25 protein-coding genes and 7 pseudogenes are annotated in these 24,692 nt (G+C 36.1%); 17 read left to right on the forward strand and 15 right to left on the reverse strand.

All coding sequences use genetic code 11. From position 1 onward, the window contains the following. Nucleotides 1-48 precede the first annotated feature (48 nt). Complete coding sequence (locus HLH14_RS13530) at nucleotides 49-750, reverse strand: VIT1/CCC1 transporter family protein (RefSeq protein ID WP_067723150.1); 702 nt, start codon at nucleotides 748-750, stop codon at nucleotides 49-51. 247 nt (nucleotides 751-997) lie between these two features. On the opposite strand from HLH14_RS13530, the pseudogene HLH14_RS16290 reads away from it, so the two are divergent. Further along, nucleotides 998-1,081: pseudogene (locus HLH14_RS16290) on the forward strand (hypothetical protein); the annotation flags it as partial. 14 nt (nucleotides 1,082-1,095) lie between these two features. On the opposite strand, the pseudogene HLH14_RS13535 reads toward HLH14_RS16290, so the two are convergent. After that, nucleotides 1,096-1,846 (reverse strand): annotated as a pseudogene (locus tag HLH14_RS13535) (IS5 family transposase). Between the two features lie 777 nt (nucleotides 1,847-2,623). Beyond that, complete coding sequence (locus tag HLH14_RS13540) at nucleotides 2,624-2,797, reverse strand: hypothetical protein (RefSeq protein WP_171533249.1); 174 nt, start codon at nucleotides 2,795-2,797, stop codon at nucleotides 2,624-2,626. Nucleotides 2,798-3,257: 460 nt separating this feature from the next. Between HLH14_RS13540 and HLH14_RS13545 the strand changes: the two genes are divergently transcribed. Together HLH14_RS13545 and HLH14_RS13550 are read left to right on the forward strand one after the other, a co-directional pair. Beyond that, on the forward strand, nucleotides 3,258-3,881 hold the full coding sequence (locus HLH14_RS13545; RefSeq protein ID WP_214645438.1) for an SOUL family heme-binding protein: 624 nt from the start codon (nucleotides 3,258-3,260) through the stop codon (nucleotides 3,879-3,881). Between the two features lie 212 nt (nucleotides 3,882-4,093). After that, nucleotides 4,094-5,233 carry a catalase family protein gene (locus HLH14_RS13550; protein ID WP_171533257.1) on the forward strand — a complete coding sequence of 380 codons (1,140 nt, stop codon included), beginning with the start codon at nucleotides 4,094-4,096 and terminating at the stop codon, nucleotides 5,231-5,233. A gap of 233 nt (nucleotides 5,234-5,466) precedes the next feature. Here HLH14_RS13550 and uraH read toward each other — a convergent pair whose 3' ends face one another. Together uraH and HLH14_RS13560 are read right to left on the reverse strand one after the other, a co-directional pair. Further along, complete coding sequence (uraH, locus tag HLH14_RS13555) at nucleotides 5,467-5,865, reverse strand: hydroxyisourate hydrolase (protein WP_044109712.1); 399 nt, start codon at nucleotides 5,863-5,865, stop codon at nucleotides 5,467-5,469. A 26-nt stretch (nucleotides 5,866-5,891) separates the two neighbouring features. After that, on the reverse strand, nucleotides 5,892-6,368 hold the full coding sequence (locus HLH14_RS13560) for a GlcG/HbpS family heme-binding protein (protein ID WP_235942470.1): 477 nt from the start codon (nucleotides 6,366-6,368) through the stop codon (nucleotides 5,892-5,894). A 121-nt stretch (nucleotides 6,369-6,489) separates the two neighbouring features. On the opposite strand from HLH14_RS13560, the gene HLH14_RS13565 reads away from it, so the two are divergent. Together HLH14_RS13565 and HLH14_RS13570 are read left to right on the forward strand one after the other, a co-directional pair. Then, entirely contained in the window at nucleotides 6,490-7,161 is a 672-nt protein-coding gene (locus tag HLH14_RS13565) for a heavy metal response regulator transcription factor (RefSeq protein WP_131271960.1), read from the forward strand. Next, a complete protein-coding gene (locus HLH14_RS13570) occupies nucleotides 7,158-8,537 on the forward strand; it encodes a heavy metal sensor histidine kinase (RefSeq protein ID WP_067723135.1) in 1,380 nt (459 codons plus the stop codon). The genes HLH14_RS13565 and HLH14_RS13570 overlap by 4 nt, the downstream gene beginning before the upstream one ends. A 427-nt stretch (nucleotides 8,538-8,964) precedes the next feature. Here HLH14_RS13570 and HLH14_RS13575 read toward each other — a convergent pair whose 3' ends face one another. Further along, entirely contained in the window at nucleotides 8,965-9,939 is a 975-nt protein-coding gene (locus HLH14_RS13575; RefSeq protein WP_171533258.1) for a sensor domain-containing diguanylate cyclase, read from the reverse strand. A gap of 418 nt (nucleotides 9,940-10,357) precedes the next feature. Continuing rightward, on the reverse strand, nucleotides 10,358-10,672 hold the full coding sequence (locus HLH14_RS13580) for a transposase family protein (RefSeq protein WP_131271959.1): 315 nt from the start codon (nucleotides 10,670-10,672) through the stop codon (nucleotides 10,358-10,360). 439 nt (nucleotides 10,673-11,111) lie between these two features. Here HLH14_RS13580 and HLH14_RS13585 point away from each other — a divergent pair, with 439 nt between their 5' ends. The 5 genes and pseudogenes from HLH14_RS13585 to HLH14_RS13605 all read left to right on the forward strand — a co-directional run bounded on the left by HLH14_RS13585 (nucleotide 11,112) and on the right by HLH14_RS13605 (nucleotide 13,601). Beyond that, on the forward strand, nucleotides 11,112-11,420 hold the full coding sequence (locus HLH14_RS13585) for a monooxygenase (RefSeq protein ID WP_171533259.1): 309 nt from the start codon (nucleotides 11,112-11,114) through the stop codon (nucleotides 11,418-11,420). A 225-nt stretch (nucleotides 11,421-11,645) separates the two neighbouring features. Beyond that, a complete protein-coding gene (locus tag HLH14_RS13590) occupies nucleotides 11,646-11,795 on the forward strand; it encodes a hypothetical protein (RefSeq protein ID WP_171533260.1) in 150 nt (49 codons plus the stop codon). Nucleotides 11,796-11,935: 140 nt separating this feature from the next. After that, nucleotides 11,936-12,326 (forward strand): annotated as a pseudogene (locus HLH14_RS13595) (RNA-guided endonuclease InsQ/TnpB family protein); the annotation flags it as partial. 25 nt (nucleotides 12,327-12,351) lie between these two features. Then, nucleotides 12,352-13,092, forward strand: a pseudogene (locus HLH14_RS13600) (IS982 family transposase); the annotation flags it as partial. A 257-nt stretch (nucleotides 13,093-13,349) separates the two neighbouring features. Beyond that, nucleotides 13,350-13,601 carry a TIGR03643 family protein gene (locus tag HLH14_RS13605; protein WP_265733067.1) on the forward strand — a complete coding sequence of 84 codons (252 nt, stop codon included), beginning with the start codon at nucleotides 13,350-13,352 and terminating at the stop codon, nucleotides 13,599-13,601. Between the two features lie 10 nt (nucleotides 13,602-13,611). On the opposite strand, the gene HLH14_RS13610 is transcribed toward HLH14_RS13605, so the two are convergent. Both HLH14_RS13610 and HLH14_RS13615 read right to left on the reverse strand, forming a co-directional pair. After that, nucleotides 13,612-13,713, reverse strand: a complete 102-nt coding sequence (locus tag HLH14_RS13610) for a DUF2256 domain-containing protein (RefSeq protein WP_081406193.1) — start codon at nucleotides 13,711-13,713, stop codon at nucleotides 13,612-13,614. 45 nt (nucleotides 13,714-13,758) lie between these two features. Beyond that, nucleotides 13,759-15,282 (reverse strand): cryptochrome/photolyase family protein, encoded by a 1,524-nt coding sequence (locus HLH14_RS13615; RefSeq protein WP_171533261.1) that lies wholly within the window; start codon nucleotides 15,280-15,282, stop codon nucleotides 13,759-13,761. Nucleotides 15,283-15,666: 384 nt separating this feature from the next. On the opposite strand from HLH14_RS13615, the gene nudC reads away from it, so the two are divergent. Then, a complete protein-coding gene (nudC, locus tag HLH14_RS13620) occupies nucleotides 15,667-16,434 on the forward strand; it encodes an NAD(+) diphosphatase (RefSeq protein WP_171533262.1) in 768 nt (255 codons plus the stop codon). A gap of 113 nt (nucleotides 16,435-16,547) precedes the next feature. Here nudC and HLH14_RS13625 read toward each other — a convergent pair whose 3' ends face one another. From HLH14_RS13625 to HLH14_RS16295, 3 genes and pseudogenes are all read right to left on the reverse strand, one after another. Then, nucleotides 16,548-16,748, reverse strand: coding sequence for a hypothetical protein (locus tag HLH14_RS13625; RefSeq protein WP_067723124.1), 201 nt, complete (start codon nucleotides 16,746-16,748; stop codon nucleotides 16,548-16,550). Nucleotides 16,749-16,857: 109 nt separating this feature from the next. Then, a complete protein-coding gene (locus HLH14_RS13630) occupies nucleotides 16,858-17,073 on the reverse strand; it encodes a cold-shock protein (RefSeq protein ID WP_004649268.1) in 216 nt (71 codons plus the stop codon). A 380-nt stretch (nucleotides 17,074-17,453) separates the two neighbouring features. Next, a pseudogene (locus tag HLH14_RS16295) lies at nucleotides 17,454-17,786 on the reverse strand (hypothetical protein); the annotation flags it as partial. 94 nt (nucleotides 17,787-17,880) lie between these two features. On the opposite strand from HLH14_RS16295, the gene HLH14_RS16065 reads away from it, so the two are divergent. Continuing rightward, complete coding sequence (locus HLH14_RS16065) at nucleotides 17,881-18,030, forward strand: hypothetical protein (RefSeq protein WP_228139707.1); 150 nt, start codon at nucleotides 17,881-17,883, stop codon at nucleotides 18,028-18,030. 273 nt (nucleotides 18,031-18,303) lie between these two features. Here the strand turns inward: HLH14_RS16065 and HLH14_RS16300 are convergent. Both HLH14_RS16300 and HLH14_RS13640 read right to left on the reverse strand, forming a co-directional pair. Further along, nucleotides 18,304-18,566: pseudogene (locus HLH14_RS16300) on the reverse strand (DUF4236 domain-containing protein); the annotation flags it as partial. A gap of 88 nt (nucleotides 18,567-18,654) precedes the next feature. Next, on the reverse strand, nucleotides 18,655-18,849 hold the full coding sequence (locus tag HLH14_RS13640) for a hypothetical protein (RefSeq protein ID WP_067723122.1): 195 nt from the start codon (nucleotides 18,847-18,849) through the stop codon (nucleotides 18,655-18,657). A gap of 724 nt (nucleotides 18,850-19,573) precedes the next feature. On the opposite strand from HLH14_RS13640, the gene ribA reads away from it, so the two are divergent. From ribA to HLH14_RS16070, 3 genes and pseudogenes are all read left to right on the forward strand, one after another. Next, nucleotides 19,574-20,179: a GTP cyclohydrolase II gene (gene ribA / locus HLH14_RS13645; RefSeq protein ID WP_171255147.1), complete on the forward strand. Its 606-nt coding sequence runs from the start codon at nucleotides 19,574-19,576 to the stop codon at nucleotides 20,177-20,179. Nucleotides 20,180-20,223: 44 nt separating this feature from the next. Then, nucleotides 20,224-21,009, forward strand: coding sequence for a MipA/OmpV family protein (locus HLH14_RS13650; protein ID WP_171533263.1), 786 nt, complete (start codon nucleotides 20,224-20,226; stop codon nucleotides 21,007-21,009). A gap of 127 nt (nucleotides 21,010-21,136) precedes the next feature. Beyond that, nucleotides 21,137-21,466, forward strand: a pseudogene (locus HLH14_RS16070) (ISNCY family transposase); the annotation flags it as partial. Nucleotides 21,467-21,573: 107 nt separating this feature from the next. On the opposite strand, the gene HLH14_RS13655 reads toward HLH14_RS16070, so the two are convergent. Continuing rightward, the gene (locus HLH14_RS13655; RefSeq protein WP_171533264.1) at nucleotides 21,574-22,455 is read right to left on the reverse strand and encodes a LysR substrate-binding domain-containing protein; all 882 of its coding nucleotides are present in this window, start codon (nucleotides 22,453-22,455) and stop codon (nucleotides 21,574-21,576) included. Nucleotides 22,456-22,557: 102 nt separating this feature from the next. On the opposite strand from HLH14_RS13655, the gene trpB reads away from it, so the two are divergent. Together trpB and trpA are read left to right on the forward strand one after the other, a co-directional pair. After that, nucleotides 22,558-23,769: a tryptophan synthase subunit beta gene (trpB, locus tag HLH14_RS13660; RefSeq protein ID WP_171533265.1), complete on the forward strand. Its 1,212-nt coding sequence runs from the start codon at nucleotides 22,558-22,560 to the stop codon at nucleotides 23,767-23,769. Then, nucleotides 23,766-24,551: a tryptophan synthase subunit alpha gene (gene trpA / locus HLH14_RS13665; protein WP_131318392.1), complete on the forward strand. Its 786-nt coding sequence runs from the start codon at nucleotides 23,766-23,768 to the stop codon at nucleotides 24,549-24,551. Before trpB ends, trpA begins: the two co-directional genes overlap by 4 nt. Nucleotides 24,552-24,692 lie beyond the last annotated feature (141 nt).

The following is a 24,692-nucleotide window of genomic DNA, read 5'->3' on the forward strand; positions in this document are numbered from 1 at the left end:
TACCCCTCATGGGGTTGGACGTGTTCAGATTATATAAAAAAAGAGATCTTACGCCACCGCAACATTAAATAATGATCCGATCCAAGCACTGAATAACATGGCGATAATACCCCAAATCATGACCCGAATTGAACCTCTCCAAATACTTGCACCGCCAGCATAACTGGCCAAGGCCCCCATAATTCCGAGGCTTAATACCCCAATCAGTATGACGCCTTTCTCCAGGTATTGCTCAGGCAAAAGTATAATTGAAATTAAAGGAAATAATGAGCCTATAGTAAATGCAATGGCTGAAGAGAATGCAGCGCGAAAGGGCTGGGCAGAGGTATGATCTGAAATACCAATTTCATCACGAGCATGTGCATCTAAAGCATTGTGTTCAGTCAGTTGTTGCGCGACTTCTTGTGCTAAAGCGGGTTGCAGTCCCCGCTGTATGTAAATATTCTTTAGTTCATTTAATTCATGTTCAGGATGGCGTTGTAGTTCACGTTCTTCCATCTCCAGATCATTCTTTTCAATGTCTTGTTGTGATTTAACGGAAATATATTCACCTGCAGCCATCGAGGCGGCCCCAGATATTAATCCGGCAACACAAGTCACCAGTAAAGTATGGGTGGATGCTCCACTGGCTGCTATTCCGACCACGAGACTTGTTACTGAAATAATCCCGTCATTTGCCCCCAGCACAGCTGCACGCAACCATCCCGCACGTTCGATGTAATGTTTTTCAAGATGATAAGAATGGCGCACAAGGTATATCCTTTTTTGTTATCATGCTGATTATAGTTAAATTTATTTCATTTGTAGACATTATTATTGGCTAATTTCAAAAACCGTGCTTAACAAGAGGGGCGAATAGTTAACAGCTCAGCACCCTACATCACACGTACATGTTAAAAATAAAAGGCTTTTATCAATAATCTTGATTACCATAAACCTTTGTCTTCAATGCTTCAGCGTTTATTGGGGTGCTGATGTAGTAAAACTAGCTCAATTCTCTAAACCTCCTAAATTGATGGTTTTAGTGGTAGGAGAAACTGCACGCGCTGAAAGTTTTTCATTAAAGGGCTACGCAAAAAATATTAGGGCGTGTCCTCATTTGGCTTTGCACCAAATAAACAAGCAAGCCAAGAACAACATGGACTTATAATTACGAGCTAACTTTTCAAAACGAGTTGCGATACCACGAAAGTGCTTTAATCGGGCAAAGGCATTTTCAATAAGATGCCTTAAGCGATAAAGATAGTCATCAAAATCTACGTTTGGCTTTCTGCTGTTTGATTTTCTTGGAATAATAGGAGTCATCCGATGATTACGAGCGACTTCACGAATATGCTCTGAATCATAACCTTTATCTGCAATTAAATAGTCGGCTTCACCTACCAACTCAATCAAGTCACTTGCAACTTGACTGTCGTGGACTTCACCCCCAGTGATTTCAAAATCAATCGGATGTCCATGCGCATCAACAGCAAGGTGAATCTTTGTAGTCGCTCCGCCTCTTGATCTTCCAATTGCTCTATCTTCACCACGCCGAGCTCCACTTGCATGCTGATGCGCGCGAATGTAGCTTCCGTCAATGAAGACCCATTCTTTATCCAATATGCCTCGTAGTTTAAAAAAAATTCTCCCATAGCCCTTTACTCGCCCAATGATTGAAACGGTTGTAGGTTGTTTGTCATGGACAAAGATCCTCAGGAATATCACGCCAAGGCGCACCTGTTCGAAGTTTCCACAAAATGGCTTCCATGATATTTTTGCTATTACGTGAACGGTAGCAGCCATAAAATTGCATGGTATTTTGGATTTGCACCCAAATTTCATCAGTAATGACTCTGCGTGACATGTTGGAAAACATAATTTTAGAAGGGAGATAGAAGATATTTTAATTGAATAGATAAGAAGAATGAAATATGTACATCAAATGAAAACAGCCCCTAGTCTTCCCAGGGTAAATAATATCCCGCAATTTCTACGGATAAAGCCGGGATAATTTTTAGCCAACGTTGTAAGCATTTTCTCACATTAATTCAAGTATGTGGGCTACTAGACCGCATACTTGAAAATTCATATGATCAATACATCAGGAACAGGACGTTATTCCGCTCTTTAGTTTTAAATTACGCTTGGATGTGCATCTAAAACGCAGATTAAAGTCACTGCTAGCCCAGTAGGGGAGCGACGGCCTTGTTCCCAGTTTCGCGGTGTTCTAGAACTGATAAGATTTACTATAAAATTCCACTATTTTTGTTTTTTTGATAAATTTAAGCTACTGTTTGTAAATGATAATTATTAAAAAAATAAATTTTTGTAAGTAAAATCGTACACATATTAGAGATATTAACGTATATCTTCTTTATCAATTTTTTGAGAACATGTTTCGCATAAATAGGCTGGCAGGAAAAGCTGGCAATAAACCGCACTACAACGATAATAAAGTCGAAAGACAGCGAAATTACACCGGAACGTAAATGATAAAAGAAGAAACTTACAGCCGCTAAGCCTTATAGTTTTGGGAGAGACTATAAGGCTTTTTATTTGACATAAAATCTCTTATTCGAATAACAACTGTTATTCACCAATTAAAATGTCTATGTGATAAATCATTTAAAATGTTCTGCTTTTAACTACAAGAGTCAAGCAAAGGATTTAAATTTCTTTGTTCAATAACAGCTTTCTGAGCTTTACGACTCGGCATACTTTTCTTGGCACGAGAACGTTTATTCTGCTTTTCTAATTCCTCATGCTGTTGCTGATTCACAGAAGCGTAAATGCTGAAATTTTCCTGCGGCATCATCAATAAACACCTATCACAAAATTTTACTGAATTTGATCAAAAAGTAGGTATAGTTTTATATTATCTACTCCAATAAAATAGGCGAGTTAGAGTTTATAGCAGAGAATATTTTTGGCCAAAACTAACGATTTAAACAGTGATAAGGTTGAAGATTAAAAGTATTTATTCCCTCTAAGTAAAGTCTAAAAATACAACGAGTCTCATTGGTTTAGATTTAGCAATCATTCTTCTAAACTAAAACTCAAAAATATTGTATTTATAATTGGTAAACCCAATACAGGCTTTTTTATTGATGAATTATTTTTGGCAGCAGTGTTATTAATTCAGGTGAATTCACAATCGACTCTATCGTTTTAGAGACTTATCTCATTAATATTCTTGCATTCGTTTTAAGCAAAATATCTTATCTATTACCAGTAGGGCGTAAAATTTTGTAGGGGCACACTCAAAATAGGAGCAGATGCATATCAAAAAATTGCTGGGAATCATTGTTGCAGTATTTCTAATTATAACTGGGATACAAAAAGCCATGGCAATCGAAGAAGCGAGTTACGTCGTCACAATGAAGGAAAATAAGTTTGAGCTTCGTGAATATGCTCCTCACGTTGTTGCTACAACCCTTGTAGAGGGCAATATGGAGCAAGTCAGTAATAAAGCATTTATGAAATTATTTCGATATATCTCGGGTAGCAACGTTTCACGTCGTAAGGTCGCCATGACCGCCCCAGTTTCGCAACAGCCGATAGGTGAGAAAATACAGATGACTGCCCCCGTCGAACAACAGCGTGCTGAGAACAAATGGATAATAAGCTTTATGATGCCGAAGGCGTATACATTAGATATGCTTCCGCAACCAGAAGATGCCAGCATTACATTACGTCAATTTCCTGCACAACGTATGGCTGTGGTTCGATACTCTGGAACTTGGAGCGAAAAGAATTATCTCAGTCATGAATTGAAACTCATTGCATGGATGCATACAAAGGGTCTAACACCTATAGGAAACGCTATATGGGCTCGATATAATCCTCCTTTTACGCCATGGTTCTTAAGACGAAATGAAATTATGATCCCAATCAATTAATGTTATTATTAATGATTAGATTATAGCTGCGCCTTGGTCACTCCTCCCAGTTTGAGAAATATTTTTGGATCAAATATAGTTTTCCGGCATTCTATACTGTTCAATTGTGTTGCATAGTAATCGGCTTACCAGAAGTGATTGTTGAATATTTTTTTTCGACTAACGTAATAAGTCTATTATAGGTAATACTTATTCTAAGTAAGAAGTTATCAATGAGAAAACTAATAAGTTATATAGGCTTAGGTCGGCTGTTACAGCCTGTGATTATTATCAGTATATGCACTACTGTACATGCTAATACTGTACCTAGTAGTTCTCCAAATGATATTACCTATCCAAGTACAGATTATGGCTTGGGCGAACATCTCTCTTCAAATGAAGCAACCGCAGCTGTAACAATTGCAGATTTAATTGAAACATCAGTTCGAAAACAATATGCAACAGGTATCGCTCTGCGAGATGTGCACTCCAAAGCACATGGTTGTGTACAAGCAGAATTTAAGATAAATAAAAATCTTCCTAAAAATATAGCTCAAGGCATTTTTATTCCTGGAAAGACCTATCAATCATGGATTCGCTTTTCTAATGGATCTAGTGATTCTACTCAAGCAGACATTAAACGAGATGCTCGTGGCATAGCAATAAAAATTTTAGGAGTCCCTGGAAAAAAGCTTTTAGATAATGAAGCATCCACTCAAGATTTTATTATGATTAACCACCCTGTTTTTTTTGTGAATGATCCTGTTCGCTATATGTCGTTAATGCAGGATATAAATAGTGATCGTTTTTTTAAAAAACTGCATATTCCTTTTGTATTGGGTGCAAAAGGTACTTGGATTGCATTAAATTCAAAAACGAAAATTTCAAATCCTTTGCATACGAGGTATTGGTCTATGACACCTTACCAGTTAGGGATAAGTCCAAATCGCGAAGCAGTAAAATATTCTATTCAAGCATGTTCAGCAGTTAAAGAAGCTATTCCACATGCCCCTAACCATGATTTTTTAAGAGAAGCACTCAAAAGTAGTTTAAAAAAAGATGATGCTTGCATGGAGTTTTTAATACAACCTCGAACATCAAATAAGATGTCAGTCGAGGACTCAATGACTGAATGGAAAGAAAGCGATGCTCCTTTCTATAAAGTCGCAACTATTCGTATTCCTCAACAAATTTTTGATACTCCTGCACAAAATGAATTTTGTGAAAACCTTTCTTTTTCACCATGGCATTCACTTCCTGAACATAAACCACTCGGTGCAGTAAATAGAATGAGAAAAGTGATTTATGAACGTATTAGCCTGGTGAGACATGAGATGAACTCTATTCAGAGAGCAGAGCCACATTCTAAATAATTTATGTGAAGTTAAGAATAGGAGCCTATAGCTCCCATTCGAAATGTTTTATAACTCAAAACGAAGACATGGTTCCAATGAGCAACGTTCTCCATTAGATTATGAAAAGGCCCATCAAAAGATGGTTAGGTGTGTCTAGAATTTTGGTGGCTATTCAAAGTCTCCGATAAACCCGATAGTGTTAACCATGAAGCTCTAATCTTATACAAGTTAGAGCTTCTGTTTTTCTCAGCTTAGTTACCTCGATAGGTTGAATATCCATAAGGACTAAGAAGTAAGGGAATATGATAGTGTTTTACCGAACCATCGGTCTGGAAAATCACAGGAACTTCTGGAAAGAAAGAATTTTGCTTATTTTTCTTAAACCATTCACCTGTTTTGAAGGTAACTTTATAGACGGCATTGTCGAAAGTTTTATTTTCTGGAAATAATGCGGTTACACGACCTTGCTCATTGGTTTTAGCTTCTGAAATCTGTATCCATTTTCCATTTTTTTGTTCTTCCAAAGTAACTTTTACATCGGGTGAAGGCAATCCACTTTCCAAGTTAAGGACATGCACACTTAAAGGATTTTGCGCCATTACCCAACTTGAAATAAATAAACTGCCAGCGAATAAAAATAACTTGTTCATATGAATTTATCCTGAATTAAATTGATTTAAATTTGTTTGAGTGTGATTTCTATACCCTGTTGTGCACATTGATCATCTTGAATTGACCCACCTGCACCGGCTACACCAACCGCACCTAATAGCTGACTTTTATAAACTACGGGCACTCCTCCACCTAAAAGTAATAATTCAGGTAAGCTGGTTAAATTCTGTGAATCAACATTCTTCTGAGCATTACGCATAAATTGTAAGGTAGTCACCTTGCTTGAATATGCGGTAAAAGCTTTCCTTTGCGCTGCGATTAAATTATGTATACCCACAGTTTCATGCCGTTGACTTGCTAGGACATTGCCACCCTGATCTAACACCACTACAGCCGCAGGTTTAGCAGTAGTGCTACATGCCTGCATGACATTGGTGACCAGTTGATTGGCGAGGTTTAAATCCATGACATAGCTGGTTTTAGGAGCTGAATATGTGATTGAACTACATAGAAGTACCGGAATAAATAGAAGTTTTTTCATCATTTCTATTAAGCTAAATTAAGAGATAAGCTAGCTTATATAAAATAAAGTCATTATTGCATGACAATCAGATTACGAATTTGTAATGTAGTAACAGACAAATCCATATAATATTATTTAGATGCACATACTTATTGTTGAAGATGAAACCAAAATTGCTGAATTTCTAGCAAAAGGGTTAAATGAATCTGGTTATCTATCCAGTATTGCTCATGATGGATTAACAGCGTTAACGTTGTTACAAGAAAAAAACTTTGATTTAGTAATTTTAGATGTCATGTTACCTGAAATTGATGGTTGGCAAGTATTAAAGACCTTAAGGACATTTTCTAAAATTCCAGTACTCATGCTGACTGCAAAAGATCATGTCCTGGATCGAGTTAAAGGCTTAGAACTAGGTGCAGATGATTATTTAATTAAGCCCTTCTCTTATATTGAACTATTAGCACGGGTCAAAAGCCTATTGAGACGCAGTGTAAAAACCGAGTCTGAATATTATCAAGTTGAAGATTTAATTTTATACCGGCTTGAACGTACTGTTTATCGGAACCAACAAAAAATCGACTTAAGCTCTAAAGAGTTTTCGCTTTTACACTTATTAATGCAACATCAAGGTGAATTATTAACCCGATCTCAAATTGCCTCTGAAGTGTGGAATATTAACTTTGATACAGACACCAATGTGGTGGATGTCGCTATCCGTCGTTTACGTGCCAAAATTGATGACCATTTTCAGCCCAAATTAATTCATACTGTTCGGGGTATGGGATATCGTTTAAGCATAAATAAATGAAAAATCAGCTAAGACATCTGAGTTTAACAACCCGCTTAAGTATTTCCTTCAGTATTATTTGTTGTACTGTATTTTTTGCTATTGGTTTACTTTCTTATCACAACATGCAGCACCTGTTAGCTAAACAACGTGATCAGAATTTAACTGCACGTGTTGAACGCATTGAAATTTTTTTACAAGATCAAGAAAGTTTTCAGATTTTAGTTCAACACCCACGTCTGTATGAAAATATGCTGGGAAAAGAAGATAATCTTTTAATCTTAAAAAACCAGCAACTAGCCTTAATTGAGATTAATCCACTGAAAGTCCATATTCCAGATATGGCCGAATCAAAAACCATTACCTTTCTGGATAATCAATCTGAATTTGCCACAACCCGTTTGGCCTATAAAACTGTTGTTTTTAATGATCAACATTATCAACTGATTGCTGGCACACAACTTGATGAAGCTCAATCTACTTTAGATCAATATTTATGGAAATTGATTCTCTATAGCTTATTGGGAATTGTAATGGCAAGCCTACTCGGACGTTGGGTGGGTTTGTATTTACTCAAATCTTTAAATAACTTGATTGAGCAAACACATAAAATTCAGGGTACTCAACCACATCAGCGAATCGAAGTTAAAAGTACTACGGTTGAAGTTGATAAACTCAGTTCAGCAATGAATGCTATGTTAGAAAAAATTCAAATTAATTATGATCAATTGGCACGGTTTTCTGAAGATATTGCCCATGAACTAAGAACCCCCTTAAATAATTTAATGGGTCAAACACAAATTATGCTCATGCAATCTCGGTCACAACAAGAACTGGAGCAGCTTTTATATTCTCATCTTGAGGAATATGAACGACTAAGTAAGATGATAGACAATATGTTGTTCATCGCTCGTTCTGAACACAGTGATTATATTATCGAAAAAGAAAATATTGACTTATCCAACCTTATTTTAGAATTGGTCCACTATTTTGAATTCTTGGCTGAAGATAGGCTCATGAGATTTGTTTTAGAGTTAGAAAAGGGAATTCAAATATATGCTAATGCAGATTTGTTAAAAAGAGCGCTGTCTAATCTTATAATTAATGCGATTGATTATGGATTTGAAGATCAAGACATTGTGATTTCAACAAAATCTACGGAAAATCATATCGATATTGAAGTATTAACTAAAAATGTTTTTATTGACAAACAACATTTGAAGCATTTATTTGAACGTTTCTATCAAATTGAGAGTAGTCGACATGCCAAAGCAAAAACTGGTGGTTTAGGATTATCAATCGTTAAATCTATCATGATGTTACATAATGGAGAAGCAACCGCTTATAACACTCAGGAAGGAATTGTATTTAGTTTAAAAATTAAATATTTAACTTGAAGATGTTATTAAAAAGTTCTTAAAAATGAGAGATTGCAAATTGTTTAGATGCCCTAAAATTAATATATTATAACTTATACAGAATTTAATTAAATTATCATATAAAATCAATATGATATGTCAATGTAAAAAGCTAATCCACTTTAGTACGCATTTAGTCACAACAATTCCAGCCTCTTGCGGCTATACGACCTCATTGCAATTTCCTATTATGGTGACATAAGAAACTGAAAGTTGCAGAACAAAAAACAATAATCATAAGTCTCATTAACTAGAAGTTGAATATAGTATTTGTTGAGTAAACATGGTCGTACATAAAAAACCTGACAGGATGCCAGGTTTTTTATGTTTCGTTTCTTAGCCACAAGTAAAGCTTGTATAAAATTTAAAATTACACCTTGAGTTCACTGAAAGTGACTATAGGATATCAGCTACCTGAGGTAACTACTCTTATGTCTGATTTAAGATCAAATTTGAATTGACGCTTATGCTCAAACATTTTTTTATCGGCCTGTTCAGCTGCAAAAAGCAGCCCACGGGCAGGATGACGCATTGAAAAACCAATGGCTATACTAATTTTCGCTTGTGCAAAAGCATCTATAATTCTCTTTAAAAGTCTTTCTGCACCGGTCTTATTATTTTCCACACTTAGAATGACGAATTCATCGCCACCCAGGCGAGCTACAATATCATTACTACGGACAGTATCACTTAACACGTTGGCAGCCTGTTGAATGAGGTGATCTCCTACAACATGCCCTAAGTTATCATTTACTTCTTTTAGATTATTAATATCAATAAAAAACACCGCAGCGGAATGACCATAACGCTTACAGCGTTCCTCTTCTTTACTAATTAATTCGTCCCAAGCTCGACGATTATATAATCCAGTTAATCCATCCCTGAAAGCTTTCGTCTTTAAACGCTTAACTTCACTAAATTGTTGGTTTTGACGAAGCTCGGCTTGAAGAATTTTACTCAGTAAGTTTCCAAGTAATTCTATTATTTCAATATCTTGAACTATCGTTTCAGGTTTTGGATGAGGATCAATTGCACACAGTGTACCAAATAAGCTGCCATCTTCATTAAGGATGGGCTGACCTATGTAGGATTTAATACTTACTTGTTGACTAATTGGTGCAGTGGCATATAAGGGAATATCTTCACAATGAGGGGCAATTTTAGGTGCTTTTCCTTTAACCATATGAGAGCAGAAAGAATCTGCCCATTTAAATACGTGTCCGGGTTTAATATCATAACCATGATCTTCACTTTGCAGTACAATCCAGTCTTTACCTTCTACCCGAGTGATCATCCATAAATCAAATCCAAAGCGTTTATGGAGAAATTGTAAAATAGCTTGACCTGCTTCTTCAAAGTTTTTAAAGTTTATAGTATTCATCTAATCAACCTATGATAATGATTCGAAAGTAATTTATTTATATGATTTAATTTAAAATATTATATAATCCATATTCAAAATAAAATTTTAGACATAAGCTGATGAAGTACATTGATCAATTTAAAGAAGTTCATCTGTAATATACAGTAAAATTAAAAAAATCTTAATAGCCCTACAAAATATCAGGAATATATACATATAAGAAAACTTGATTATTTATTTTTTATAATATAATTAATCTAACTATAAAAATTGTTATTTCTATATATTTTCTTTAATTATCATAGTTTTATTTATAATTATTTGTTTTTCATTTTTTCAGGGCCATTCTTTGTTATTTTTAAAGTTATAATCAGTCAATAAAATGGCTAAAAATTATTAAAAAAATCAGTAGGATTTATTAGACTTCTTTCATAAATCATTTTTTACTCAGCTCCTGGTTATAAATTCCAGCAATTAAATTGAATCTCAAACCGAGTCTTTTGCCTCTATTTCGATAACGCTCAGCAAGGATTTTGAAGGTTTTCAGCCTGCCAAATACATGCTCTATGCCGATTCTTTTTTTATTGATTTCCCTGTTATAGACTTTTAATTCAGCATCCAATTTACAGCATCTTTTGGCTTTTAATGGCAACAGGCTATTGGGAGAAAAAGTATAAATCCCTTTCCAAGTTTTATATAGTTGTTTTTGTTCGTGCAAGGGATTGCACAGGCAAGAAAGTACATATCGCACAAGCCATTACTACCACCCGACCATATCTAACGCAGTACATACTTTAAGTGTATCCAGATCGAATCTCTATGGGTAATTGAATCAGCCAGAATCTGCTTCTCATTTAAGATATTGTAAGAGTGATCAAAGAATAAACATAAACGGTAGAAAATCATAAAAAAACCCATCCGGGCTAGAATGGGTTGTTAAGTCTAGACTATACCACTGAAATTAAATAATAAAATATAAGCATTTCGTATAAGGGGTATTATGTTGAATTTATAAAATCTAAAAAAGGAATAGTTAAAAGCTATCCTTTTTTCTTTTTGCAATCTATAAATTGGAATATTTCATTTTTCCAAAAGTAAAGCCTACGTCAAAGAATTTTTTTATTACTTGCACAAAAATTTATAAAATGTTCAAGTATTAAGATTGGTATTTGATTATAAAGGATAAAACAATGACCGTTATTCTTCAGGTAGATTTCCCATCTCAAGGCCCATTTGGTGAAGCAATGAGCCAAGCCTATAAAACTCTTGCTGAAAGCATTAATCAAGAAACAGGCATGATCTGGAAAATCTGGACAGAAAATAGGGATACTGAAGAAGCAGGGGGTATCTACCTATTTGATAATCAAGAAAATGCAGAAAAGTATTTAAAAATGCACACTGCGCGTCTGACGAGTTTTGGGGTAAAAAATATTCGTGGAAAAATATTTCAGATCAACTCAGCATTATCTGATATTAATCAAGCAAACTTCTTAAAATAACTGAATTGCACATGTGGATTACAATATGCCTGATCTTAACTAAAAAAGATCAGGTATATTTAAACCTCCCTTGCTCTAGCTTTACTCCTTATTGCGTTGCCGCTATGAATCGTCAGTGAATCCTATATTTCATAAAATATAATAATTATATTCATATAAATTAAACATTTATAATAAAAAATAATGTCATTAAATTTGGTTTAAGAACTTGAGGGAAATAGCAAAATGATGAGTTTATTCAAAAAATTACAAGGTTTATTGGCATATGAGCAGTCACACTTAACTACACAAGCGATTTCTAAAATGGATGTGACAATTCGTCGCCAATACCATGCCCAACAGATCTCTCTATTACGTACAGATTATTTAGAATAAGCGTTAAACAGAATATATTTTTTGAATAGGAGCTATAAATAGCTTATTTTTTTATAAAAATTTAATGAGTTTTTTGGAACAGAATAGATCTTTAATAAATCACTTTTTGCTCAGTTCTATATTATAAATTCCAGCAATTAAATATGTCGAAATCTGCAAGCGGTACACTTGAGCAAAAAGGAAAGAATTTTAAAGCCAAGTCAGGCTTGAACAAATCAATCCTAGATCAAGGTTGGTCGATGATGATGAATATGCTTGAGCACAAGCAAGCATGGAAAGGTGGTTTACTGCTTAAGGTAAATCCTCAGTACACCAGTCAAACGTGCAACAAATGCGGTCATGTAGCAAAAGAAAATCGACAGACTCAAGCTAAATTTGAGTGTGTCGAATGTGGTTATGTTGCAAATGCAGATATTAAAGCTGCATGTAACATACTTGCGGTGGGACACACGGTTTTGTCTGTGGAGAGGATGCGGTAAAGGTCGCTCGAAGAAGCAGAAAACTAGCGAAATCTGTGAGGGAATCGCTTAAGAGCTGACGCTTTTAGAATCCTCCACTTTCTGAAGCAATGACCATTGTCATTTTATTTCATCAATTCGGGTTTAGATTCTTCAAATATTTTTATTGCCAAATGATCGTTCCATTCTGGAAACCTACTTTTCCTAAACTTCTTAGCTACAACCGCTTTATTGAAATCATGCCCTGTTGTTTGCAAGCTTTGAGTAGTTTCTTCCATCAAGTGAAAGGAAAAGATACAGGGATCAGTATAATTGATTCCACTTAATTGGTGGTTTTCCATAATCTTCGAATTAAAAGGCATCGTGTATTTAAAGATTTAGCTGGTCGTGGGAAAAGTAGTACGGGTTAGTTTTATGGTTTTAAATTACATATGATTATCAATAATTCAGGTGAAATTATTAATCTCAAGCTTACATCAGAAAATGTTCATGATGTTGCTGTACTGGACTCTTTAACTCAAGAATTAAAAGGGATTCTACTCGGAGACAAAGGCTATTTGAGCAAAGCAAAAGCTGAAGCTTTAGCAGCAAGAGGACTCAAAATATTGACCCCATCACGCAGGAATATGAAAAATAAATCCATCCAAACTGAAGAAGAACAATTGCTTTGCAAAAGAGGATTGATCGAAACAGTGAATGATCAATTAAAAAAATTTACAGCAACTTGAACATTCACGTCATCGTTCGGTGAATAACTTCATAGTGAATATCATGGCTGCTGTGTGGCTTATTGCTTGAATCCCAATAAGCCAACTTTCCAAAATATGCTAAAAGGCTAAGCGGATTTCATCGAACTCAGGTTACTTAAAAAGATATGCAAAGTGTTATATGTGGCCTACACGTGAATAGCATTGAATAAGAAAAATATAGAGCAGCCCAAAAAATCACAAATTCTTCATATTCCTTTTCATACAATGACATCCGTCAGTTTGATCTGATCAGGAAATATAGATAGATATTCGTTTGAACTTAATCAATCAACTTTCTATATTTTTAAACAAATTAAAGGAAAAAGGGGCATGTTGTGCGTAGTGTAATTGAATATGTGGGAGCGGATCTGTCACGGATTATTGAAATGGCTTGGGAGGATAGAACACCTTTTGAAGCAATTCAGCGTGAGTTTGGTTTGGATGAATCTGCAGTGATTCGCTTAATGCGTCAGAATATGAAACCAAGTAGTTTTAAATTATGGCGTGAACGAGTAACAGGGCGTAAAACTAAACATTTGCAACTGCGTTCACCGGATGTCATTCGGGCCTATTGTTCGCGGCAGTACAAACGTTTCTAGCAACGTTACTCTATGGTCGGCGCTGTTTGGATTGACGTTTGCATCTTTCAGAACAATATCGGACCTCATCCCAGCAGCGTTGCCATTTCTTGCGCCAGCTAAAGGGACGCAGGCAGTGAGCACAGGTTTTTTCCGGTAAATGCTTTTCTTCATGCTGCTATAACTCATTAACCTGACTGAGTAACTGTTGGGCATGCGTAATGATCTGATCTTTGTCCTGCAGTTTATCCAGCTGTTGATAAATCATGCCCATGCGTGGATTGGAGCGGAAGACTCCCTCATGCCTAATCATGAAATACCAATACAGGCTGTTAAAAGGACAACTATCGGCTTCAGTCCTTGTTTTAACATTGTAAGGACAGTGCTTACAGTAATTGGACATTTTTTGAATGTAATTTCCAGAAGCTGCATAGGGCTTGCTCGCCAGTAAACCGCCATCGGCATGCATCACCATGCCCAAGGTGTTTGGAAGTTCCACCCATTCATAGGCATCGGCATAGACAGCCAGATACCATTCACGGATCTGCTGAGGATCCACACCGCTTAACAGAGCAAAGTTACCGGTAATCATTAGACGCTGGATATGATGGGCATAGCCATGATCAAAGGTATTGCGAAAGCATTCTGCCATGCAGGTCATTTTGGTTCGGCCCGTCCAGTAAAATTGCGGCAAGGCAGCGGAATAGTTCAATACATTACTGCTAGCGTATTCGGGCATGCGTAGCCAGTAAATGCCACGGACATATTCCCGCCAGCCGAGAATTTGCCGAATAAAGCCTTCTACCGCATTGAGTGGGGCATGACCACTATGATAGGCAGCTTCTGCTGCATCACAGACTTCTTTTGCTACGAGCAAACCGCAATTTAGATAGGGCGACAGTAGGCTGTGAAACAGGCTATCTTCACCATAGACCATGGCATCCTGGTAATCGCCAAAATGAGGTAAATTATTGGCAATGAAATGCTGCAGTGCAAGCAGGGCATTGCTGCGAGTGGTTGCCCAGCTAAAATTTGCAACATTACCCATGTGTTGGGGGAACTCGCGTCTTACCAGCTCAATTACATCCAAATCAATCTGATCAAGCTTAAACCGTAGCGGAGCAGGCAAGGAGGGCTTGCCTGACCAAGTCTTGCGGTTGGCACTATCATAGTTCCATTGTTTACCCAGTGGCTGCTGTTGCTGCATTAAATAGCCGGTTTGCTTGCGCATTTCACGGTAGAAATATTCCATGCGCAGGGTGTGGTACCGGTTGGCCCATTGCCGGAACTGGGCAGGACTGCAAAAAAAGCGATCATCATCTAGGCAGTGCACTGGCAGTTGCAGCTGGCTACTCCAGTGATTTTCAATGTCATGCTGCAGCCGGTATTCACCACAATGGGTAATGACCAGTACGGTTGCTGGCAACAGTTGCTGCTGTACATGAACGAAATCAATCAGTTTGCAGATCCTGCTGTTACGTTGAAAGGGATGGTAGCGGACACGCCACCCTTGAGCTTTGAGCTCCTTGGCAAAGTGGCGCATAGCGCTGAAAATCAGGGCTATTTTTTGTGGATGATGGGCGACATAAGTACTTTCCTCCAGCACTTCCGCCATTAAGATGACGTCTTGTGCACGATCCAGGAATTTAAGTGTCGCCAGCTGATGATGAAGTTGATCACCGAGGATTAAACCAAAACGCATAAACATCATTCAGGACGTGGATGAAACAACAGTGTAAATACTAAGTGTTCAATTTTTTTTGAAAATACAGAGCTCAGCAACCATAATTGAGTGACAAGTTTCTACTGCGTCGAGAGAGATCATTAGCAAGCCAGATCACTAGGAGGAAAAGCCTTCAATAATCTATGGCTCAAGTCATTTTTACTATTACTTTCCTCAGGTCTCTGGTTCAGAGCATGTGTGAAAATTATGTGATTTTAATCAAAAAGATACAAATTATTATGGTTGTAATTCAGGCCGGTTACGCCTAGTATTTTCTATGAAGTTACTCCATGTAAGCTTCCTTAGTTTTGTCCCATACGTCCCCTGTATGGGATTTTTTTTAATCCAGGGATCTGAATCGGCATGCACTCAAAAGCTTATATTTTTAGACAGCAGCAACTGCTGGTTGACGACGATTTTCAGTTGCCTCAGGTGGAAAAGCTTCAGCATGACCTGAACTTGTCTGAAGATGGTGAAATCATTGCTCGGGATCTGCAGGAGGATGAGTCTGTACCTGAAGGCTATCAGCTCGTTCCGATCCGGCAGCTGGTGCAGGTGTGGAGTAGACAGCAGTTCGAGCAGGCAAGCCGTGCGGTTCAGTTACTGGAATGGCGTCGTAATCATCAGTTCTGTAGTCATTGTGGCCATCAGACGCAGCAGCATGTTAGCCAGTATGCGATGGTCTGTCCTGCCTGTGGCTATAATCAGTATCCAAGAGTCAATCCCTGTGTCATTACCATCATTACTCGCGGGACAGATGAAATTTTACTGGCGAAAAATGCCCGCAATAAAACCCAGATGTACAGTTTAATTGCCGGGTTTGTGGAGGTGGGTGAAACACTTGAGGAAGCTGTGCGTCGTGAAACGCTGGAAGAAGTGGGGCTTCAGGTCAAAAATATTAAATATCTAGCAAGTCAGCCGTGGCCTTTTCCGAGCAACCTAATGATGGCATTTAAGGCAGAATATCATGCTGGCGACATTCAAATACAGGAAAATGAACTGACTGATGCTCAGTTTTTCAAGTTTAATCAGTTGCCAGAGATTCCATTTCAGGGCAGCATCGCTTATGCCATGATCATGCATGTAATGAATGGAACGCCTGTGGCAGATGATACCAAAGAATGGCTTTGAAATAGAGGTATTCGCATGCATCTTCCTTTTCGAAGAAGAAAGATATGAAATTTATGCCACCAAGAAAAGTAATCTTTATTGTCAACACTTGCGCAGGAGCTAGCTCGTTTCCGTCATCTATCAATCTTGAAAATTTTTCCACTTAAGGTACTTTGAAAAAACATTTCAAAGCTGGGCCGAATATCTTCGCCATCCACTGTAATATGTTTTACATGAGAATAAGATTGCGTATTCTCAAAATGATGATCTACAGTGGCTTGAATTGAGTGTTTAACCCCAAATTGATCTTTTACACTGATAAGTTGTTTAAGCATTAATATACCTGGAATAAAATTATGATTTTGGAAAACAAATTTAAAATTAAATTTTAAATTATAAAAAAAGCACTAATTAGTGCTTTTTTTATTACTGGCTATTATTTGCTTAGATAGCAACAATATTTACAGCATTCGGTCCTTTTTGACCTTGTGCTACACTGAATTCGACCATTTGACCTTCAAGTAAGGTTTTGAAACCTGAACTAGCGATTTCGCTGAAATGAGCAAAAACATCTGGGCCTGATTCTTGTTGGATAAAACCGAAACCTTTAGTTTCATTGAACCACTTTACAGTACCTTTAACAACATTCGAGTTTGACATAATAAATCCTACTGATTTTTTAATAATTTTTAGCCATTTTATTGACTGATTATAACTTTGAAAATAATAATAAAGAATGGCACTTAAAATCTGAAAAAACGAAGGATTATGACTAAAACGACGATACTTAAGAAAGATTTACCGGAACAAGACTTTTTTTCTAGTTAAGTAAACTATACACTAAAAATAAAAATAATCAAGTTTTCTTATATGTATATTTATTTTTCTTGTAATAAAATAAGGTTAGTCTGGCTTAACTAGTAGGTTTGGCAAGGAAAATGAATGGGATTGTATAGTTCTGTCAGGCTTTGTTGCACTAACATTTAGAAGTTAAATTTTCCTCCTATTATCCAAATTTAAGTTGCAACTCGATCCTTGGAAAGAGTAGGTTTCATTGACCAACCGATCCCTTTTCTCGAATATAAATCAAGAACTACAGCCAGATATAACCCCCTTGCCAGATCCGAATATATGTAATATCAGTCACCTGAGAAACTGTTTCGTAAGGTATCCGTGATGTTCACAGCAAACTCTAGATTTAAGTGATTTGGTGACACAATCTGAGGACGACCACGACCATAGCTTTTATGCTTCTTATATCCTCGAACAGCTATAATACCATTATTTTTAATGATCTTGAGTACACGATTTTGTCCGCAGCTTTCACCCAACTCTTTAAGATCCAGCGTGATGCGATGATAACCATAGATGCCATTTAATATGATTTTGATTCATCGTATTGAAATATTGGTGTTACATAATAGCACTATTCATGTGATTGATTTAAATCGAATAGGGGATTGAAAAATGAAGAGTTTACTAACAACATTACAAGGCTTATTAGTACGTGAGCCGTCAGATTTAACCTCACAAACTCTTGCTAAAATGGATTTAACCATTCATCGCCAATATCAAGCTCAACAGGTTATACTGTTACGTACTGACTATTTAGAATAGTCTAAGAATTTAAAAAACCACAAAATGATGAAGCTATAAAAAAAGCTCCTTTAAAAAACCAAAATTCATTAAAACTAGAACAAAATCCACTTTTAAGTTGTGGAATCAGCAATATGATGAAGCTTGATATATTAAGCCCCAGTTGCCTATTTACATAACAGGTATAGTTGTAGAAAGAATCGCGCTGTAGTTTCTGAATGATCGTAAGATCCTTGGTTTGCCTACTCAACCATGGGGGCGTTTTTTTTTGATCAAAATACAACGCTATTCTTGCTAAAAAATGAAAGCACCCACCATAAAATAAAATATTCCAAAAATGACCCAAAGCCAGACATTTGATCTGGATGTTTCCATACTTGGGCTATTCAATGGTGGTGGTTGCTGAGAGGAGTTCAGTGGGGGTATTCGACCTGTTTGTATAGGGACACACGATGTTTGGAATAAGAGAGACCTGTCCCTAGAATACCCACGCTAGTTTAGGTGTCTTTTTTGCCAATATTTAGAAAAGCACCGGGTTTGCCAATAGTGGCGCTGGTGAATTCAGGGCAGTTCTTCTATTGATTAGCATTTAAGGTATATTCTACCCAGTCTTACCCTAATATTATTTATTAAAATAAATATTTTTCATTCAAGTAATTGACCTATTTCAAGACGGGTATAGCCCCGATCTTTAAAAATATAAATAATAGCTTCTTTATAGGCTTTTGACTTTGCCGTTTTATATTTATTGATGAGTTGAATTTCAGTATTTAACTCTAAGTCATTTTTTATAGATAAGACTTCTGTAGAGATTGCTTTAAAAATATTGAGATTAAACATACAGGTACTCTTTTCCTATGTTGTAGCGGCCCGACTACAACAAATACCTGCCTAAGCAAATGCCTGACACCCTTAGCCAAAGCATTACAGAAGATGGAGGAATCTGCAAGTTTTTCTAAATTAGAAGCATGAATAATCATCTAAATTGCTGCCCCTTTAACATAAAAGCTCTTATGTAAATTCAATAAAGTGTGGGGGCATCTAATAAGCAAATAGAAATTTGCTATATGGACGTTTCTAATTTCAAGCACAGGATATCTAAACCTCAATGTTGAATTACTTTTTCTGCATTCGTCCGCTTGATATCTTTTGAGAAAAATATCATTTTTTCCAATTATTCTAAATTTCTTTAAGTATTCTTATTTTGGTTATATCGCTTCACAAAAAATTCACTATGAAAGAACTATTATTACAATTGAAATTTAATATCTAAAGATATTTTCAGTCACCCTTATCCGGACTAATTTCGGAAATACTTACTACATTAGATGTAGTAAGTATTTTTTATTTGATACCTGTTTTAATGATTTATATTAATGTATTTTAATTTAAATCTGATATCAGCTGAATTGTTTTATTTTTTGGTTTTATAAAACAAGTATTTGGTTTTTATTATATTTAGTTTTGTGTGGTTTTGTTGGTTAATTATTTTCTATTTGTTTGTTTTTTTTGAATAGAGAATATTATAATTTTATTGGCTTTTAAAATATAAATGGATGAATCTGTGGCTATAAAATTCGTGGCTAAATCTAAATTACCGACTGCTTTTGGTGATTTTGAAATTATTGTATTTCAAGATCCAGATACAGGTGAAGAACATCTTGCTCTTTCTCAAGGCTTGGACGCTACTTCAATGAAACCAATATTAGTCCGAATACATTCTGAATGCTTAACTGGCGATGCTTTCGGTTCATTAAAATGTGATTGTGGTCCACAATTACATTCCACAATGAAAATGATTAGTGATGAAGGTCAGGGAGTTATTTTATATTTACGTCAAGAAGGTCGTGGTATAGGTTTGACGAATAAAATTCGTGCCTATGCGCTCCAAGATCAAGGACATGATACCGTTGATGCAAATTTGATTTTAAACTTACCGGCAGATGCACGTCACTATGATATGTGTACGATTATGCTTGATTATTTAAAAGTTAAAGAAGTGAGACTAATTACTAATAATCCTCTTAAAATTAATGCCTTAAAAGGTTTAGGTGTAAATGTAGTTGATCGTGTGGCTATAACAGTAGGCTTAAATATATTTAATCAAAGTTATTTACAAACCAAACAAGAACGCATGTCACATATGTATGAAAAATATGACTTTTTGTAGATGTAAATTTCATTAATTTCCTAAATTAATATATTGGACTAAAAATGCTAAATAAAATCATCCTACTATCAATTTTTTTTATACCCTTAAGTGCAATTGCAGGTGAAAGTCAGCCTACCATCAAAAAATCAACAGGCTTCAGTGCAGGCTTAGGTCTTGTTGGAAGCACAGGTCTATATATTGGTGAAGATACAGACCTTACACCAGTTCCCCTATTATCTTATGAAGGAGATCGCTTCTTTTTACGGGGGCTCTATGGAGGTATGAAGCTCTATAAAAATGAGTTATTCACATTGAATGGCATCGTAAACGTCAATATGAATAAACTTGATGTTGAGGATTTAAATGAGTCGAAGTTAGCTCAAAAAAGTTTAAGTAGAATGCAATTAGAAGACCGTGATCTCAGTGCTGATGCTGGATTAGAAGCGATATTGAAAGCACCTTACGGCATTATTTCCGTGCAAGCAGTCAATGATATTGGCAATGCTAGTGATGCTGCAGAAGTAAAAGCCAACTATCAATACTTTTGGAGATTAAATAATAAATTGACTCTTATGCCAAATGTGGGATTGGAATGGTTGTCGGATAGCAGAGCCAATTATTATTATGGCACACTCGATAGCGAAGTCGCTAAGGGCGTAGAAAAATATAGACCTAATAACCTTATTATTCCGTATGTTTCCTTAGCGGGAAGTTATTCATTGAATCAAAAATTGAGAGTAACTTCTGCTGTAACACATAAATTTTTACCCGATAAAATAGTAGATAGCCCCTTAATTGATAGTACTTCAATAACCAACTTCTTTATGGGGCTCACATACCAATTCTAAATTTATCTAAAATTAACATAGTACAGTTGATACCCAGTCAAAATGTAAGTCCCCAATAAAAATGTCAGGTTTCTCCAAAGTAGAAATTAGAGATTTTCTTAGCGGGCGGTTTAATAGGTTGAGGTTTATGTCGGATAAAAAACTTAAACGATTACCAGTCTTGCAAGAAGTTGGTCATCAATGCTTAACCCCGTTCCTAGACTGCTGATACTTCATATCTCAGAACGTCAGATCAGACGCTTGCTGCAAATATATAATGTTCAAGTAGCTGCTAGCAGATGCTGAACGTGGTCAAACCAGCAATTCCAGGCTTCCTGAAGAGCTTAGACTCAAGTGCCTCAATAGTAAGCATCCGCTGAACCTCAATATAGTTGCTGATCAATTCCATGGTTTCGGGCCGACCTTAGCACATGAAAAGCTCACCATCCTTCCTGAGTTTAATATATCAATAGAAACAAATTGTTATAAAGCATTTAACGTGTCTGGAATTTAACTAACCTCTAGTTTTGGTATACACCTTTTAGTTGGATATGGACTTTTACCGCTCTCCTAGATGAATTTTGTCTAATCTTTGGCTTCGGCCTTTAACCAATTAACAATATTTATAACATCACTGTTAGAACTATTTTTTCTTGTTATCGCATAAAAGTTATAGTCGCAATATATAAAGCCAAAAGGTGCTATGACTCTTCCATTTAATATTTCTTTTTCTACTAAAATTTGAGGTGCTATTGCAATACCTAACCCGGAAACAGCTGCCTCTATCATTAAATTTAGACTATCAAAATAACGTTCACTTGATTTATGGGGAGAATGAAGCCTTGATCTATCCAACCATATATGCCATGCGTTTTTATTGGAATGGGTATGAAGTAGTGGATAATTCAAAATATCATTTATCGTGTTTAGATTATATGTTTTACGATTACAAATAGGTCCCATGTTATCAGGAAATAAAATGTATTTATCTAGAGACTCCGGAAGAGTTTGAGCTAGATTCAAACTATTGATAAAAATATCAATTTTTTCTTTTTCTAGTAACTTTAAATCATTGCATGTCATTAATTTAACATGGATATTCGGATAAATTATTTCGAGTTTTTCTAATCGTGGAATTAACCAGTTAGCCATAAAACTATGAGATGCTCCAATAACAATTTCAACGTCAGAAGCTTTATTTGTTAACTCAAAGACACATTTTTCTAGATCGTTAAAAAAGTGAGTACAAAGGTGGAATAGTTCTTCTGCATCTCTTGTTAAAGAGATAGTTGATGAATGTCGAATAAACAATTTTTTATCAAACCATTCTTCCAACTGTTTTATTTGATGGCTAACAGCACTATGGGTTACGCATAGTTCTTCTGCAGCTAAGCTGAAACTTCTATTTCTAGCCACCGCTTCAAATGCTTTCAAAGCATTTAATGGTGGTAACTTTCTACCTTTCATAGTGTGAATTTTTCTAACATCATGATCTAAAAATATATCAATTATATAAAAAATGGAAATCTTTTAAGATTAAGAAAATTTTGATTCTTCAAGTGATATAAAATGACAACACTTTATACAGGTAATGGTCCTGATAAATCAGGCTTTTTTGGAAGATTTGGCGGGTGCTATATGCCTGAAAGTCTTATGCCTGCCCTTCAAGATTTAGAGCGGGAATTTAATATTATTCGAAATAAAGCCGAATTTTGGACTGAATATCGACAAATTTTAACCGATTTTGTTGGTCGCCCTAGCCCTCTTTTTTATGCAAAAAATCTAACAATGTATGCTGGAGGAGCCAAAATATATCTTAAAAGAGAAGATTTGAACCATACAGGTGCCCATAAGATTAATAATTGTGTTGGACAAATCCTATTGGCTAAATTAATGGGTAAAACAAGGATAATTGCAGAAACAGGTGCTGGACAACATGGTGTTGCAACAGCAACAGTATGTGCTCTCTTTAAGCTTAAATGCACCATTTACATGGGTGAAACGGATGTTCATCGTCAGCAAATGAATGTTGATCGAATGAAATTACTAGGAGCTGAAGTTAAAAGCGTTAAGAAAGGTCGTGGAACCTTAAAAGATGCTATGAATGAGGCATTACGTGACTGGATCAGTAATGTAGACACGACCTATTATCTCTTAGGAACCGGTGCAGGCCCTCATCCCTATCCGACCATAGTGAGAGAGTTTCAGAAAATTATTGGTATAGAAGCTAAAAATCAAATACTGCTGAAAGAAAATAAACTACCTGATGCTTTAGTTGCCTGTGTGGGTGGCGGATCCAACGCACTGGGGCTAATGCACCCATTTCTACAAGATACGAATATCAAAATGTTTGGGGTTGAGGCTGGTGGAAAAGGAACAAACAGCGGTGAGCACGCTGCATCTATTTCAAAAGGTAAAGTTGGCGTCCTGCATGGTAATTTGACTTACTTATTACAAGATTCAGATGGACAGATTCTAGACGGACATTCGATATCGGCAGGATTAGATTATCCTGGAGTTGGTCCTGAGCACGGTATCCTGTTTGAAACAGGGCGCGTTACTTATGTAACTGTAAATGATGAGCATGCAGTCAATGCATTTCAGATTTTAAGTCAACAGGAGGGAATTATACCGGCGTTAGAGAGTGCTCATGCTATCGCATATGCAATTAAGCTGGCCAAAGAAATGCAGCCTGAACAGACCATTATTGTCAATTTAAGTGGAAGAGGTGACAAAGATTTAAATACAGTCAAAAAATATCTCGCAGGAGTAACCGAATGAACCGTTTAGACCAAAAATTAAGGGAACTAAAACAGGAAAAGCGAAGCGGTCTGGTGTGTTATTTTACTGCCGGAGATCCTGGTTTCGTAGAAAGCTCTAATTTGTTTAGTCAATTAGGCCAAGCTGGAGCAGATATTATTGAAATTGGCATTCCATTTTCTGATCCTGTTGCAGATGGAGAAATCATTCAAGCTGCCCATATCAGAGCTTTAAGTGCTGGTCAAACAGTGAATAAAACTATCGAATTGGTCAAAGAAATAAGGTTGAAGGATAATAAGACACCAATTGTATTCATGACCTATTTAAATCCCATTCTGCAATACGGTTTTGAAAAACTTGTATGTGAAACAGAAAATCTTATTGAAGGTATCCTTATTCTAGATGCACCGCTTGAATATCAAGATCATTTTAAATTGATATTAAATGCAAAAAATATGCACTTAATATCTATGACGGCTCCAACTACTCCTGTTGAGAGGTTAGAGCAAATCTCAGCAAGTGCGACAGGGTTTTTATATCATGTTGCGGAAAATGGCCTAACCGGAGGAAATTTAAATCTGCCCAATCTTGAAAAAAAGATTGCTGAAATAAAACCAATCTTTAATATTCCTATTGCAATTGGCTTTGGGATCAAAAATGAAAGTCATGTTAAAGCTTTAGCGAATAAAGCAGATCTAATCGTTGTAGGTTCAGCACTTGTTGATACTTTTTTTAAGAAAGGGGTTAATGCTACTTTAGAAAAAGTAAGAGCTTTTTCACAGGTACTTAAACAAACTAAATAATTTTGTATAAAGGGAGAAGAGAATTCTATTCTCCCATTTTTTACTTCTAAGATTAGTCACTTTTTATCAAATGGAGCGTAAAACGCTGTCCTTCAGGTCAGAGATATAAGCGACACGACATGAAATGTCGTTTGATTTTTA

It is taken from the genome of Acinetobacter terrae (genome assembly GCF_013004375.1).
Classification (GTDB): domain Bacteria; phylum Pseudomonadota; class Gammaproteobacteria; order Pseudomonadales; family Moraxellaceae; genus Acinetobacter; species Acinetobacter terrae.